General features: G+C 42.8%; 9 protein-coding genes. 5 read left to right on the top strand and 4 right to left on the bottom strand.

The annotated features are described in order from the left end of the window. Positions 1-221: 221 nt before the first annotated feature. Positions 222-1247 carry a hypothetical protein gene (locus E5672_RS03325; protein ID WP_240692142.1) on the top strand — a complete coding sequence of 342 codons (1026 nt, stop codon included), beginning with the start codon at positions 222-224 and terminating at the stop codon, positions 1245-1247. Between the two features lie 26 nt (positions 1248-1273). Here E5672_RS03325 and E5672_RS03320 read toward each other — a convergent pair whose 3' ends face one another. Both E5672_RS03320 and ffh read right to left on the bottom strand, forming a co-directional pair. Further along, positions 1274-3331: a YncE family protein gene (locus tag E5672_RS03320; RefSeq protein ID WP_136780900.1), complete on the bottom strand. Its 2058-nt coding sequence runs from the start codon at positions 3329-3331 to the stop codon at positions 1274-1276. A gap of 187 nt (positions 3332-3518) precedes the next feature. Further along, positions 3519-4958 (bottom strand): signal recognition particle protein, encoded by a 1440-nt coding sequence (gene ffh, locus E5672_RS03315; protein ID WP_014948819.1) that lies wholly within the window; start codon positions 4956-4958, stop codon positions 3519-3521. Between the two features lie 298 nt (positions 4959-5256). Here ffh and E5672_RS03310 point away from each other — a divergent pair, with 298 nt between their 5' ends. Both E5672_RS03310 and E5672_RS03305 read left to right on the top strand, forming a co-directional pair. Then, positions 5257-6048: a cytochrome C assembly family protein gene (locus tag E5672_RS03310; RefSeq protein WP_136780899.1), complete on the top strand. Its 792-nt coding sequence runs from the start codon at positions 5257-5259 to the stop codon at positions 6046-6048. 164 nt (positions 6049-6212) lie between these two features. Further along, the gene (locus tag E5672_RS03305) at positions 6213-7508 is read left to right on the top strand and encodes an HlyC/CorC family transporter (protein ID WP_136780898.1); all 1296 of its coding nucleotides are present in this window, start codon (positions 6213-6215) and stop codon (positions 7506-7508) included. 37 nt (positions 7509-7545) lie between these two features. Here the strand turns inward: E5672_RS03305 and E5672_RS03300 are convergent, their stop codons facing one another. Beyond that, the gene (locus E5672_RS03300; RefSeq protein WP_136780897.1) at positions 7546-7740 is read right to left on the bottom strand and encodes a hypothetical protein; all 195 of its coding nucleotides are present in this window, start codon (positions 7738-7740) and stop codon (positions 7546-7548) included. A 120-nt stretch (positions 7741-7860) separates the two neighbouring features. Then, positions 7861-8376 carry a phosphohistidine phosphatase SixA gene (gene sixA / locus E5672_RS03295; RefSeq protein ID WP_240692141.1) on the bottom strand — a complete coding sequence of 172 codons (516 nt, stop codon included), beginning with the start codon at positions 8374-8376 and terminating at the stop codon, positions 7861-7863. Between the two features lie 170 nt (positions 8377-8546). Here sixA and E5672_RS03290 point away from each other — a divergent pair, with 170 nt between their 5' ends. Beyond that, entirely contained in the window at positions 8547-11294 is a 2748-nt protein-coding gene (locus tag E5672_RS03290) for an insulinase family protein (protein WP_136780895.1), read from the top strand. A gap of 375 nt (positions 11295-11669) precedes the next feature. Continuing rightward, the gene (locus E5672_RS03285) at positions 11670-16226 is read left to right on the top strand and encodes an EAL domain-containing protein (protein WP_136780894.1); all 4557 of its coding nucleotides are present in this window, start codon (positions 11670-11672) and stop codon (positions 16224-16226) included. Positions 16227-16349 lie beyond the last annotated feature (123 nt).

Raw genomic sequence — 16349 nt, 5'->3', positions numbered from 1 at the left:
TTATGAATTCACGAATTTGCACAGATGCGCGGTGATTTGTTGGTTATAAAGCGTGCTGTTGAGGTCAAAATATCTATCGTTTATTCAAGATAGAATTTGATACGCATCACATCGATAAAACGATACGTCGAAATTATTTTGCAACAAGTCATATTTTACACTTGCTGGTTAACCAATTTTAAAACATCTTATTAACCAATTTAAAACAATTGGCATAAACCGTGTCTACAAAAAATAATAGCGAAAACATCCTACATGAAACCCTAAAAGTGCTTTTGTACTTCTTCTTAATTGCGTTGGTGATTACAGCCATATCTGCATGTGGAGGCAGCACTCAGAGCCCTACGCCGCCTGAAGCGGTTTCACTACCTGATTCGCAAGGTGATGGAGATACAAATGAAGACCCCGCTGAGCAAGAAGCATTTACCGTTACTTCTGAAGTAACGCTTATTGCTACAGGAACAGACAGCGCTAGCGAAACCTATGCGTCAATAGAACGTGTGTTCGGCGAAGGGAGTATAGAAGCCCCAGACTTATTTGAAGGGGATCACACTGACACAGCCCACATTTTAGAAGAAACAGATAGTACCGTGGGACCACATTTTGTGTTTTTGGCCCATCGCGATGAAGACTTCAATAAAGGCGTTAAATCCGACCGTCAGCGCAACGAAATTAAAACGTATGACAAGAGCGATAATGAAGTGCTTGGCTTTGAGGGTGAGACCATGCAATTTGAGTGGTATTTCCACATTTCAAGCGAGATGTCGTTAACCAGCAAATTTAGTCATTTCTTTCAACTTAAAGCGCGAAACGATACTGAAGACAATACTAACGGCAACGATGATCAGCCAGTCATTACACTTTCCGCTGTTGAAAAAGATAGTTCAGGTAAAGAACTTCAAGTAAGGCACAGTGTGGGCTTTAATGCTGACGGTTCTAGTACGAGCGACGTTTATTTGATACGAACAAACTTCAATGACATTGCCGATGAGTGGGTGAAAGTATTTGTACAAGCCACATTCGCCGAAGAAGGCAGCTTCGTGATGCAAATAACGCGTCTTCGCGACAGCGCAATTATCGTCGACATTAATGAGACAAACATAGACATGTGGCGTGGGGTGTCTAGCGATGATTTTGTGCGCCCTAAGTGGGGAATTTACCGCTCTACCGCTGAAATCGACAAGTTACGCCAACAAGAAGAACGGGTTAAATTTGCGGATTTCGCGATTAGGAAAGGGACGCTTTAAAAGCGTCCCAATTACAAATAGCTTTCTTAGTCTACAGTTAACACGTTTACCGACTCTGGAGCGGGATACATCATGCTGAAAGTGGGTGCGATATCGCCCGAGGTTACATTTAAGATATTATCAAAGCGTAGGATCATGCCATTTGATTTTTCAGCAACATATACATGACCATTGCTAAGCATCAAGTCAACCGGGTTACCCAACATCGAGTTCGGTCCTGCAATATTCACGGATACATCAGTTATGCCATTAGCATTGCCTGCGCCAGGGATTACATATAGTTTTCCGTCGGTAGCGTCTGCTGCGCTACCTACATCAGATATGACCAAGCTATCGCTTTGGCTATCATAGTCTATGCCGTGAATATTGGTTGGCGCGGCAAATGCTGTCCCACCACTTGCAGGAACAATCAGCCTGTCTTCACCCGTAATTACGGTTTCACCGCTTTCCATTTTGCGCATCACCTCTTCAAACACGGCAACCGAACCGTTAGTTAACGCCAGATACGCACTATCAGTTGATGGGTCGTAATCCACATCCCAAGGGCGCGCCCCGTTGGCCGCTTCAAGTGTTAATAGAGGCGCAACATTGCCTGACGCACAAGGCGAAAATACGCGAACGGCAGGTGTAGCTTCGTTAACATCAGCCACAAATACCACACCGGCTTCAGAGGCGATGTCTAGCCCTTTCGGTGCAATCAGTCCGGTATCGCTCCCCATAATCATGTGGTCGTAGCTATCGCTGTACGTCATTCCATCGCGCATAGTTTTCAAGCGGTTGATTACTAGTAAGCCACCTGTTGAGCTATCCACATCATCAAAGGTGATGACACCATCGCCACTTGCCGTGAAAGCGGCACTCTCAATACTAATACCTGCATCAAAAGTGCTTAGCTCACTGGAAAGTACAGCGCTATATTGCGCTACTTGCCCCGTGGTTGCACCTTCGCTTGCAGGATTACTTGATACCGAAAGGCCCATAATAGGCATGGTAGTTATGCCATCGTCCGATGCGTCTTTCATCTCGTTCAGCTGAGTTAACTCGGCCAACGACTCTGGTTTTACTGAAGGCGTTGATAGCGTTGGTGCAACGTCGCCACTAGCGCCGTTGAATATGTTTGAAAACACTAAAATAGCGTCATTGGACTTTTCCGCCACACGAAGATCAGAACCCGTTAGAACAATGTCTACCGGATTACCAAGCTGGGTCGATGCGCCGCCAATCACTCTGCTTGGTACCACAGCACCATCAGCTGATGAAATATTTTCCAAAACAAAAATTTGACCATCATCAGCAATAGCAGCGTCACCTACGTCAGATAACAACATACGATTAGACATAGGCTCATAGACAATACCGTGCAGATTAATCGATATTTGGTTTCCGTCTGCATCTGAAGGCACCACTGAACGCATAACTGTGGGCGCAAAATCAGAACCAGCGACATTATCGTAAAGCGCGAGTGTCCCATCGGTCAGTGCAACAAACAACCTATCGCTTTGTTCGTCATAGGCCACATCCCATGGTTTTGCTGAGGTCATTATTTCTGCAATGGGTGCAACATTGCCTGCTGCTTGACCACCGAATACACTAACTTTTTGACCATTAAAGTCAGCCACCATAACTAAGCCAGCATTTTCAGCAAATGCTATACCTTTCGGGTTAACAAGGCCCGTAGTTGCGCCCGTTATCTCGTGCCCTGCATTCATCATGTAGTCGGCTTGTGCTTCAAAATTACAAAGCGTTCTTAATAACGGTAAATCACTGTCGCCGGCTTGTACCAGACTTCCGCTTTGCGTGAATACAATTCCCTCATTGGCTCCTGTAGTTACCGTAGATAAAACATTTGCGTTTTGGTCAATCGAAGTAACCGTATTGCGGTTGTCATCGCCATTATTTGCGACCAAGAATGTCGCAGACGCAAAGCCTGGGGATCCATCTTGACCCGGTGCGCCATCTGTTCCATCAACACCATTTAGGCCGTCTGTCCCATCGTCACCATCGCAGGCACTTAGCGCGAGAACCATTGCCGTCGCCAACAGTGACAATTTTAATTTTTGCTGTGATGTTTTATTGAATTCCATCTTCATCTCCGTACTTGTTGATTCGCGAAGAGACGTTTCTTAAACGCACAATGCGATAAGTACTGCTCACGTCCTGTTCAACAAGCCAAACGACTGATGAGTGATACTGGATGCAAAAAAATAAAAAAACCTCAATGCATTGCTGCAATTGAGGTTTTTAAGCATTGTTAAGTAATGCGACAGTCTTTTAACGTGGTGGGAAGCCACCGCCTCCACCAAATCCGCCAGGGCCGCCGAATCCACCCGGGCCGCCTGGACCACCTGGGCCTCCAAAACCGCCACCCGGAGGCATCATGCCTTTCATCTGACGCATCATCTTCTTCATGCCGCCGCCAGACATCTTCTTCATCATTTTCTGCATTTGCGTAAACTGCTTAAGTAAACGGTTTACGTCTTGAATTTGCGTACCTGAGCCGGCTGCTATACGGCGCTTACGCGACCCTTTAATCATATCTGGGCGCGCACGTTCAGCTGGTGTCATCGAATTAATGATGGCTTCCATTTGGTTAAACTGCTTGTCGTTTGCCTGATCTTTGATTTTATCAGACATACCGCCCATGCCAGGAAGCTTATCAAGCATTCCCATCATGCCGCCCATGTTCTTCATTTGCTCAAGCTGATCTTTAAAGTCTTGCAGGTCGAAGCCTTTTCCTTTCTGTACCTTCTTGGCCAGCTTTTCCGCTTTCGACTTATCGACTTTACGCTCAACCTCTTCGATAAGGCTAAGTACGTCGCCCATGCCCAAGATACGAGACGCAATACGCTCAGGGTGGAAAGGCTCAAGTGCATCAACCTTTTCGCCCATACCGATAAACTTGATAGGTTTACCCGTGATGTGACGAACCGACAGTGCAGCACCACCTCGTGCATCACCATCTGCTTTGGTCAGTATTACACCGGTTAGCGGTAGCGCGTCGTTAAACGCCTTTGCCGTATTCGCAGCGTCCTGACCGGTCATGGCATCAACCACGAACAGGGTTTCAATTGGCTTAACTGCAGCGTGAAGCTCTTTAATTTCGTCCATCATGTCGTTATCGACATGCAAACGACCCGCGGTATCTACTAGTAGAACGTCGAAGAAATTTTTCTTCGCTTCAACAATAGCGTCGTTAACGATATCAATGGGCTTTTGTAAAATCGTTGACGGATGGAAAGCTACGTTCACTTCACCGGCGAGTGTTTCAAGCTGCTTGATAGCGGCCGGACGGTATACGTCGGCACTCACTACCATCACTTTCTTTTTCTCGCGCTCGGTTAAGTATTTGGCAAGTTTACCTACAGACGTGGTTTTACCCGCACCTTGTAAGCCCGCCATAAGCACAACAGCTGGAGGTTGAGTTGCAAGGTTCAGCTTTTCATTCGCCTCCCCCATCACAGACTCTAATTCAGACTGAACTATTTTAATAAATACTTGGCCAGGCTTTAGGCTCTTGGTAACTTCGGTACCAACTGCACGCTCTTTTACCTGCGCAACGAACGCTTTTACGACAGGCAGCGCTACGTCGGCTTCAAGCAGCGCCATGCGCACTTCGCGTAGCGTTTCTTTAATATTGTCTTCAGTAAGACGCCCTTTACCGCTGACATTTCGTAATGTCTGGCCTAAGCGTTCTGATAAATTCTCAAACATAGTATGAAACTTCTTTTTATTTCAGACGTAATGCCCGCATTGTAACGTAAAAGCGAACGGTAACGTACCCACAATTGCGGTTAAATTTTTAAACTTTTTCGCTAAGGGCTGTCGAACTTTGATGTATAAATTTCGAATTAAACATAAAGTAAAAATTAACTATCCATGACTCTATACCCCCACTAAAAGTGGGTGTGAAACAAACAAAATCAAGGAGATGGTTGAATTTACTTGCAAGTTGCAGTATCAATACCGACTCAGTCGGTGAAGACATCACCTACCTATTACAGGACGCATCATGAACACCCTTTTCGCCATATCTGCTGCTTTACTCTACGCTTTAGCTGCGGCAGTACTTATTGGCAAATTCGTACACCAAGATGGCCCGAATAAGCGATTAGGGCTATCTATCGCTAGTCTTGGGGCAATTGCACATATCGCTTTTCTCACCAAGGTTATTATTGTCGCGCCTGGGCAAGACATGAGTGTAACCAACGTGCTGTCATTAGTGTCGTGGATAATCACCGTTTCCATGCTTATTTTTGCCCGTGCCATCCCCAATCTTATTCTACTTCCTGTAGTGTTTGGTTTTGCAAGCCTTACGGTACTTGCATCACAGTTTATTCCTGTGTCGTACATTATGCATATTGAGCTACAGCCAGGCTTGGTTATCCATATCAGTTTATCATTATTTGCCTACTGTACTTTGGTCATCGCCTTCCTCTACGCGCTTCAAATGTCGTACATTACGTACCGATTAAAACAAAAAGGTGCAGCGTTACTGCATTCATCGTTACCGCCTTTAATGCTTGTAGAAAATATTTTGTTTAAGCTATTGCTTGCTGGCACTTGTCTACTAATTGTCTCACTTATTAGCGGGTTTGTTTTTCTAGAAGATATGTTTAACAAAACTTACGCGCATAAAACGGTGCTATCAGCGGCCGCACTCGTGGTTTTTCTTATTCTTTTAATAGGCCAGAAACTTCGAGGTTGGCGCGGACGTCAGGTTATTGTGATGACGGTACTGGGTGTTACGCTATTGTCTCTCGCCTATTTTGGTAGCAAGTTAGTTCGCGAATTTCTTCTTTAAAATGCAATTTATCCTCTGCTACGTTGGCCGCCGAGCATTGCTCTGCGGCGCTGATCACATGTTAGTATTTTCTAATTAATTAGAAGGACATTGGCAATTTTCCCTTGAAACTCGGACCTCAAATCAATACATTTGAAGCCTAAGTTAAGACAGGAACCCATTAATTGGACGACATATCAACGAGTACGCTGTTTATCGCGCTCGGCGTACTCATATTACTATCTGCGTATTTCTCTAGTTCAGAAACCGGCATGATGTCGATAAACCGTTATCGACTTAAGCACTTGCAAGGAGAAGGCAACCGCTCAGCTATACGTGTTGCTAAACTTTTAGAACGCCCCGATCGCCTTATCGGCCTTATCCTTATAGGAAACAACTTAGTTAATATTGCAGCGTCCTCGCTTGCAACCATACTTTGTATTCGTTTATTCGGCGACTATTGGGGGCTGTTTGCTGCTACGTTTGGCTTAACGCTGGTCTTACTTATTTTTGCAGAAGTAACGCCGAAAACACTGGCGGCTCTCTATCCAGAAAAAGTGGCATTCCCAAGCTCCATCATTCTGCTTCCACTACTTACCTTGTTGTACCCTTTTGTGGCAGCGATTAACGGTATTACAAACGGCATTCTCGCTTTGCTAAGAATTAGTCCTGCAAGTGGAAGTGACGACTCGTTAAGTCGAGAAGAGTTAAGAACCGTGGTTTTCGAAGCTGGGGCGATGATCCCTAAGCGACACCAAGATATGCTAGTTAGCATTTTGGACTTAGAAAGCGTAACGGCCGAAGATATCATGGTGCCGCGCGCCGAAATTTTTGCCATCGACATAAACGACGACTGGAAAAAAATTCAAAAAGCATTGACCCATGCTCAGCACACCCGCGTTTTATTGTACCGCGACAGTGTTGATGATGCGGTGGGCTTCGTGCACGTGCGCGACGCACTGCGCCTTTTATCAAAAGATCAGTTTACTAAGTCGAGCTTGCTTCGCGCAGTTCGAGAAATTTACTACACTCCCGAATCTACGCCGCTGCATACCTTGATGTACAAGTTCCAAGCGGAAAAAGAGCGCATTGCTTTGGTTGTTGATGAGTATGGCGACATCATGGGTCTAGTGACGTTAGAAGATATTCTTGAAGAGATTATCGGTGACTTTACAACCAGTATGGTTCCAGATCACAGTAAAGAAGCACACGTCCAGCAAGACGGTTCGGTATTGGTTGATGGTAGTGCCAACGTCCGTGAATTAAACCGAGAAATGGATTGGAACTTGCCCACAGAGGGCCCTAAAACCCTTAATGGTTTATTGCTTGAGTATCTCGAAGATATTCCTGAGAACAAAGTAAGCGTGCGCTTAGCGGGTTATCCGTTGGAAATTGTAGACATTTCTGAAAGCATGATAAAGACCGTCAGGATCATGCCTGAATACTATGTTGCACCTAGAGAGTCTAATAACGACCACTAAGCATTTTGTTGGTTGACTCACCTGTCGGCTAAATCAACTAACCTTTTGCGTCATCAGCTAGACGCTGCGCTCGATTTGCCAGCGCTCTAGCTTTCGCAGCAGCGACCTTATCCGACAATTCAGATAGTTTGGCAATAATATCCTGCGTCTCCTCATCTTCACGTAAATCAGCCTCCGCCATATGCGATTGCAATGAACGCTTAAGGAGCTCAGGAATAGATTTGCTATCCATTTCCCAACCCTTCAATAGAATAAACTTTGACACTCTCAAAGAGTCTATCGACTGAAAAGAAATATACTTAACTATTAATTGTTCAGTTTTTATTGAATAGCGTAAGAACAAGTTACAAGATTAAAGGCCTTGATAGTGCGTAACTAGCGTGCCTTTGTGTTCTTTTAATGAATACTTGATAACTGCAATTGATGCTGTAGAAAACAAACTTGTAGTGTATGACTGGCATAGTTCATCAACAAGATAGCTAACTAAGGGCATATGACTAACTACAAGAAGCTTCTTGATAGGCTTTTTAGAATTGATGGCAGCGTGGAGAAGTCCGTCGATATAGTCACTCACCAATCGTGGTGAGCCTTCTGGAACGATGTCTTCATTACTTTCCACTTTGTTTGCTACGATGTCTAGCGATACCATGTCGTGGGTTTGTTTAGCCCGACGGTAAGGGCTAACAAGTGCTAAATCGACAATACCCTGGGCGCAATACTGCTCTTTCAACCACAGTGCCGCTGACTTAGATTGCTCTCGCCCTAGTGACGTAAGCTGCCTACTTTTGTCATCGAGTCGAGGTGCTTCTGCTTCACCGTGACGCATAATGAAAAGATAAATGTCGTCGTTGCTACTTTGACCTGACATAACATTGCGCATAGTATTAATGAAAGTACGCTAACGATATCAGAGAGCTGATTCTACGCCTAGCGCTAAACCGTGAATAATTAGAATTTTCGACCATTATTTAATGTTTTGTGAAGATTATCTTAATAGATGCTCCAGCAGTAAGGTGCCTTTGACTAATATGAGACAATGTGAATAACACCATAAACTTAGAAAACGCACATCACGTTACTTTACCCAATGGGTTGCGTGCCATGTTATGTCACACGCCAGAAGCGAGTGAATCGTTTGTTTCAATGGCGGTAAGAGCCGGACATTTTTATGACCCGAACGATTGCCAAGGGTTAGCACATCTTCTAGAACATATGCTGTTTATGGGCAGCCGTCATTTACCTAAACCTAATGCTATCAACGGTTTTGTTGAGCAGCATGGGGGGACGATAAACGCTTGGACGGGCACCGAATATGCAAACTACCATTTTAACTGTAGTGGCGACGCCATTGCGCAAACCTTGCCCGCATTTGCAGATATGCTCAGGCAGCCTTTATTTGACGACGAAGCGCTGACTAACGAAATTAAAAATATTCACGCCGAATTTGAATTTAAAAAGAAAGACGACCTTCGTCGCCTTTATCAAATTCACAAAGAAACCTGCAATCCGCAGCATCCCTTCGCTAAATTTTCAGTAGGCAATAGCGATACCTTTTCTCAACATGATTGCACAGCGCTTAAACAGCGCCTTAAAACACTTCATCAAACTTATTATTGTGCCAAAAATATGTGTTTGTGCATTGCGAGCGCTATGCCTTTAGCTCAACTTGAAGCATTGGTGATGCAATGTTTCGGCAGCATGCCACAAGGAGTGTTGGCTGCTGATGACTGGCCAGCGCTTTACACTGACGATGAACTAGGAATACAAATAAACATTCACCCGTTACAGTCAGCTAAGCGGATGATAGTGACATTTGCCCTACCCGCTTTACAAAATGACTACAAAACAAAACCGCTAAATTACATCAGCCATTTAATTGGGGATGAGGGTGAAGGCAGTTTACTTGCTTATCTTAAAGAAAAAGACTGGGCTTTAAACCTGATTGCCGGTTCAGGTATAGAGGGAGACAAGTTCAAAGACTTCAATGTAAGCTTTCAGCTGACTCAAAACGGACTTGATAATAAAAATCGCGTATTAGAGGCGCTATTTAGCTATATTTCATTAATCAGAGATGCATCTCACGAAGATTGGCGTTTTCACGAAAAGTCGAAGTTAAATACGCTAGCCCTTGAATATGAAGAGAATATAAAACCATTAAGCTTGGTCGCTGAATATGCACAACACCAGTTTGTATTTGCTCAGGACGAATTAAGCAAACTACGCTCTACTATTGGAAGCTATAACAAAGAAGTCATTGAGCATGCCCTATCGTTTTTTACACCAGATAATATTCGTCTTAAAGTAATCTCCAAAGACGTAAAAACTACGCAAGTCTGTGCGTTCTACGAAGCGGAATATAGCGTAGAAAAAATTGATACTGCACTACTTAGTGAACTTGCATCACCTTCAGAAATTGCTGAACTAAGTCTTCCTCCGCCTAACCCCTATCTCGCAAGTGAATTCAGCCTTATATTGCCTGAAACTGGGTTTAATATTCCCAACAAATTAGTGGATACAGGCGGATATCGGTTCTGGTTTGCACAAGACCAGCAGTTCCATAGCCCTAAAGGCGATATCTATATCTCTTTTGACGTTGCGAAATTTTCTGACTCCTTACTGTCTGTTGCCGCCAAACGCATCTGGCTTGGTGCACTAAACGATTACCTGCAGGCGAAATATTATCGCGCTGAAATAGCTGGGCTACACTATCGCATTTACGGCCATCAAGCTGGTTTTACGCTTCATACCCGAGGCTTTACTAACCAGCAAACCTTGCTGGCAAACCAGCTACTCGATGCCGTACTTGAATTTGTGCCAGACGAAAGGGCGTTTGAACATCACAAAGCACTTCAGCTTCAAAGTCTTCAAAACTCTCTTTTAAACAAGCCAACTAACCGGTTATTTTCTCGATTAAGCGTGCTAATTCAACGTAATACCCAAGCGCCGGTAGAACTTTTAGATGTGATAGACAATATCTCTTACGAGCAAATGCTTAACTTTAGAACCCGTGCTTTTGAACACTATTTCATTGAAGCATTTATGCACGGAAACTGGGCTAGTGAAGATGCAAAAGCCTTCTCTTCTGCGCTACAAAAGCAGTGTGACAATGCAGGTGGTGGCCCGCTTTCACGTGCTGTATCTAAACTTCCGGTGGGCGGAACGCTTTATCACGAAGTACTATGTAATCACGACGATTCAGCGGTAGTGCTTTATCTTCAAGCTCCCTCCCCAGGCTTAACCGATACCGCGCTGTGCATGGTTTTAGAGCAAATGCTTGCCGCACCTTTTTTCAATTCATTGCGGACAGAGCAGCAACTGGGTTATATCGTCGGAACTGGCTACGTTCCCCATAACCAGCACCCTGGTATGGCTTTTTACATCCAAAGTCCGCAGTGCAGTCCCAAACATTTGCTAGATGCTATGACTGACTTTTTGTTCCAGCAATTAAATGAAATTGAATTCTATCGCTTCTACTGGCCAACTATTCAACAAAACCTCATAAAGCAATTAGAAGAGCGAGACCTAACGCTTTCTATGAAGTCTCAGCGACTATGGGTAAGTTTAGGTACTCAGGATTTAGGGTTTAACAGAAATGTAAAGCTAGCTGAGAGAGTAAAAGAGCTGAGTTTTGAAGAAATTCAAGATTTTGCGCATCAACTCGCTAAACGTGAACGTTGCGGCGAACTGGTTCTGTTTTCAAGAGGAAAGTTCGAACCAATCTCGACACATGGAAAACGAACAATAAACAGTATTTCTCACTTCAAACAGGAAATCCCTTATTACTAGCTACTTACTCTGGTAGTTCGCGGCGACTTACTTGCGGCAGCTTAATGTTCTGTTCACAGACAATAAATTATTCAGTTCACCTCGCGGGCTTCAATATTTTTCATATAACTTTCAACACCTTGCTAATACCCTATATAAAATAGCCTTTAAACAGCATCTTGGCTCTCACAAAAACGTCAAGTTTTTGACCAAGGTGTCGATAAATAGACGCTGAATAAAACTGAAGTTGCCTAATAAGTAACCCATCATCCCTACTATTTCTAAAAAGTCCTTGTAGAGGCTCGGTTAATTCGGCATATTTATTATTCTGGTTGTTAGGGATGCTGCCAGTAAAAAATAGAAAAATAATAAATGGCGTATGCCAAAGGTGTATAGGTGCGCTCAACCCTAATTTACTCAATGATGCTTCTTTCGTTGGCTTTGTCAGAAATTTTATTTTCTTCCGCAAAGGCGATAGAAGTTTCCGATCTTCATTTTAAAGAATTAAACCGTCGCCATGGTCTATCAGATAATTCTGTTCTTGATATCGTCGAGGATGATAAGGGTTACATTTGGTTAGCAACTACAGCAGGGCTAAATCGTTACTCTGGAGACACAATAAAAAAATACTATCCATCAGATTCAGACGACTCGTCAATCCCACCAGGCTTTATTCAAGATTTATTTTTAGATTCAAATGGGCAATTATGGATAGGAACACATGAAGGTTTAGCAAAATATATTCCGAAAACGGATAACTTCGTGGTTTTTAATAGTGAAAATTCTGCGATAAAAACCAATCATATAACTGCAATAGGTGAGTCAACCGAAGGCGATATATTATTTACTGACCGAAAATTTCTCTACAGAATTCCCAAGGGAACATCCTCAATACGAGTTGTTTCACAAATCTTTGAAAGTGAAACTCTTATAAAGGTTATTTTTGACGAGACAAACAGAACATGGATAGGGTCCAAGAATCTAGGTGCTAGATTCATTGACAAAGAAGATAACCAAGTTTTCGATATATCTAAAGTGAACCCTTTTGGAATTTCAATAGATCTGGTAGCGCTCCACGATTTGAAAGTTATAAATGGGAATTATTGGCTTGCCACCGAAAACGGAGTCAAAGTAATTGGTGCCAATGGAAAAGTCATTAAGGAAATTGATGGCTCATCACTAGATTCGAGTGGAGATATCAATACTCTATCGATAGAACTAATTGATGATAACCTTTGGATGAGTACCACTTCGGGTCTCTATATACTTGAAGACGTGACTCAAAGCTCATTCTTACATAATGACACACTCAACTACTTACATCTTAATTCTGACACCTATGATTCAACAGGTCTTCCATCCGCTATTATTTTAAAAACAGTAGAAGATCGGACAGGTTCTGTGTGGGCTGCAACTTTTAAACAGGGCGCGTTTAGATATCACCCTGAATATGCGAGTGTTTACTTTAAACCGACATATAATTCTGAGCGAATATCGATAGACAATCATACTGCTGTTTGGGCGCTCGCTGAATCTGAAAGCAAAGATATATTTCTAGTTTCCCAGACAAGAGGGTTGGGAAAAATTCAAGATGGACTCAGAGATGTAGAATTTTATGACCTGCATAAAGGTTTTGATTATCCCATAAGCTTTTGGGATTTAAAAATAGATTCAAATCAGTTGTTTTGGATCGCTTCATCAAACGGTCTTCTAGTATTTAAGTTTTATGACGGTGAGCCTCAACTCGTTACTCATTTGTTCGAGGGTAAATTTATTGATCGTGTTCATATTGATAGTGATACTGCTTGGGTTTGGGTTGACTCAGAGGGTACCCTGTCAATTGATATTAATTCTGTAGCCAGTGAGGATGGAATTAAAATAGCCTCACTTTCTGATGAACAATTAGGAGAAAGGTTAATACCTATATTTACTGACTCCGAACAGAGGCTCTGGTTGAGAAACAACCATAAGGTAGTCATTTACTCGAGAAAAAACGACAAAATTTTCAAAACAATAGAATTATCAGACGGTATATTTTCTACCGTATATGGAGTGTACGAAACCAGCGATTTTTATTGGTTAACGACGAGATCAAACGGCATTATTTCTCTAGATAAAATTAACTTTTCCATTAATAACAAACAGCCCAGAAATGATAACCAGAATGGAATAATAACTTCCACACTCGGAGATGGGAACAGCATTTGGTACTCTGATGAGATTGGTGTACACCAAATTCACTTACCATCTATGAGAGAAGAGACCACTATTCCTAACTTTGAACTTGAATATAATTCAATGGGAGAAGGCGCTGTTTTAGCAGCTTCCAATAATTCGATTTATTTTGGAGGAAATAAAGGCTTCAATAGAATAACCAAATCAAGTTCTGAGGGAGATGAAAGTCCATTAACCACACTCCCCCCTCAATTATCTGAGTTTAGTATTTTTGGCATTCGTAAGAATAAGGACCAAAAGAGAGATGTTGAGGATCTTAATAGTTTTCTGCTTACAGAAAATATCAACCATGCAACTGATAAAGTTCTTGCTTACGACGAGTCAAGATTTAGCCTCTCATTCGAGTTAGTAAATCCAATTTATCCAAATCAAGTTTTTTATCGCTATAGATTAAATGGATATGATGATGACTGGATTTACGTCGGTCAAGATTCATCAAAAACCGCTCAATTTAATAACGTAGGTTTTGGTAAATATTTATTTGAAGTTCAAGCTAAAGAGCCTAGAAAAGATTGGTCACAAAGCAGAGGACTCTCTATTGAAGTAACACGACCACCATGGCTTCACACAGTCGCCCTTGTTTTTTACTGTTTAATTGCCTTGGCTATTTTTGCCTTTATTTTACGCCAGTACCAAATAAGAAAAGCAAATCAACTTGCCATTAAAGAATCAGAAGAAAGGTTAAAACTTACGCTTTGGAGTTCAGGTGATGAACTGTGGGACTGGGATGTCTATCGAGGCCAGGTATACCGAGCGAACACTTGGGGTACGTTAGATTTCCCTCAAGACGATATACGCACTACAGGCGCTTATGATGCCAACATTCACCCTAACGACATTACTCGTGTTAAATCAGCACTAAGAGAGCATTTAGAAGGCAACAGTGATTTCTATGAGCTTGCTTACCGTGCTAAAACCTTTAAAAACCAGTGGATATGGATCCTTGACCGCGGAAAAGTAGTAGAGCGCGACCATAATGATCAGCCGGTGCGAATGACTGGTACGCTTAAAAATATTCATCATTTAAAAGAAGCTGAAGAACAGCTGAACCTGTTTAAGCGTTCAATAGAAAACATTTCAGAAGGGGTATTTATAACCAATACCCAATTCAAATTTATAAGCGTTAATAATGCATACTGCAGCTATACCGGCGAAACTCGTGACCAGGCCCTTGCCAGCTATATGCATTTTCACCTGTACCCAGATGCATTCACAGAAGAAATTAAGAAAACCCTTAAGTCTAAGGGAAACTGGTCAGGTGAAGTAGAGAGCGTACGTGTGAACGGTGAACGCTACGAAATGGAGCTTAATATTGATGCCGTGCATGATGAAGACGGTAAGATCAGTCATTTTGTTGGCGTTTTCAGCGATATTACATCTCGTAAGAGCACAGAAAAAGAGCTACTAAAGCTCGCGAACATAGATCCATTAACCGAACTCCCCAATCGTTCTTTCTTTCAGGCAAGCCACCAGAACTTAGTGCGTAAATCCAGCGCCCATTCTTTGCTGTGCTTGGATATGGATAACTTCAAGAAGATAAACGACTCACTTGGCCACCAAACCGGTGATATTTTAATTAAACAAATTGCCAAGCGGCTGCAGAGAATTACAGGTCGCAATGCAACCTGTTACCGCCTAGGTGGCGATGAGTTCAGTATTTTAATGGAAGATAACGCCGATATTCATACGGTTACCCATTATGCACAAAGCTTGTTAGACACCTTATCGCGCCCCTTTATCATCAACAAACAGGAGTTTGTGCTAGGCGCAAGTATTGGCATTGCTTTTTATCCTGACGATGGTGAATCCCCACAAGAAATGCTTAAAAATGCCGATACAGCCATGTATTTTGCTAAGAATAACGGCGGCAATAGCTATCAGTTTTTCAGTGGTGAAATGAATCAAAATGCGGTTAGGCAACTGCAAATTGAAAACCTGATCCGCCAAGGCATTAAAGATGATCTGTTTACTGTGTACTATCAACCCAAAGTGGACATTGCTTCTGGAAAATTAGTTAGCATGGAAGCATTGGTACGTTTCGAACACCCACAAAAAGGCATTGTAAGCCCGGGGCAATTTATTCCGTTGGCAGAGCAAACCGGTCAGATTATTGAAATTGGTGAGCAGGTACTTCGCAAAGCCTGTGCTGATACCAAACGCTGGGTAAATCAAGGCTTGTTTAGCGGCCGTGTTGCCGTGAATATATCGGCCAAGCAATTCGAATTGCCAGATTTAGATGACAGAATAAATAAAATATTAAGTGATGTAGGTCTTTCGCCGCTTCATCTTGAATGTGAAATTACCGAAGGCACGCTGATGGAGAGCCCAGAAAACGGCCTTCAAATGATGACGCGCTTGCGTGAGCGCGGCATTCATTTAGCCTTGGATGACTTTGGTACCGGCTATTCATCGCTGGCGTATTTAAAACGCTTCCCTCTAAACACGCTGAAAATTGATAAAGCATTCATTGATGACATTGCAAAAAGTAATGTAGACAGACACATGGCCGCGGCAATTATCAATATCGCCCACAATCTGGGTCTTAAAGTTGTAGCAGAGGGTGTAGAAGAAGAGTCTCAGTTAGACATACTACGCCGCTACGACTGTGAAATGCTGCAAGGCTTTCTATACAGCCGACCGTTAAATGCAGAACGCTTTGAAAAGCTGCTGGCTGAAAATCAAAAGCTACACACGCTTTTAGGCAATACACAGTTCTAAAAGTTACCGCCATGCTTTAAGAGGAGTTAATTGTCCCTTTAGTTCCTCTTAAACGGCAAGCTGAGGCAAAACCCTTCCCTTTCAACCTTCGTATATTAGACTTTAGTGCCATTATTATGACGC

Origin of the sequence: Alteromonas portus, assembly GCF_005117025.1 — a bacterium.
In the GTDB taxonomy this organism is placed as follows: Bacteria; Pseudomonadota; Gammaproteobacteria; order Enterobacterales; family Alteromonadaceae; genus Alteromonas; species Alteromonas portus.
Note: the sequence above shows the minus strand (reverse complement) of the source record. Positions and strands in the feature narration are given on the sequence as shown.

Coding starts and splice junctions, on each gene's coding strand:
- E5672_RS03320 (WP_136780900.1), bottom strand. CDS start 3,331: ATGGAATTCAATAAAACATCACAGCAAAAATTAAAATTGTCACTGTTG.
- sixA (WP_240692141.1), bottom strand. CDS start 8,376: ATGTCAGGTCAAAGTAGCAACGACGACATTTATCTTTTCATTATGCGT.
- E5672_RS03310 (WP_136780899.1), top strand. CDS start 5,257: ATGAACACCCTTTTCGCCATATCTGCTGCTTTACTCTACGCTTTAGCT.
- E5672_RS03300 (WP_136780897.1), bottom strand. CDS start 7,740: ATGGATAGCAAATCTATTCCTGAGCTCCTTAAGCGTTCATTGCAATCG.
- ffh (WP_014948819.1), bottom strand. CDS start 4,958: ATGTTTGAGAATTTATCAGAACGCTTAGGCCAGACATTACGAAATGTC.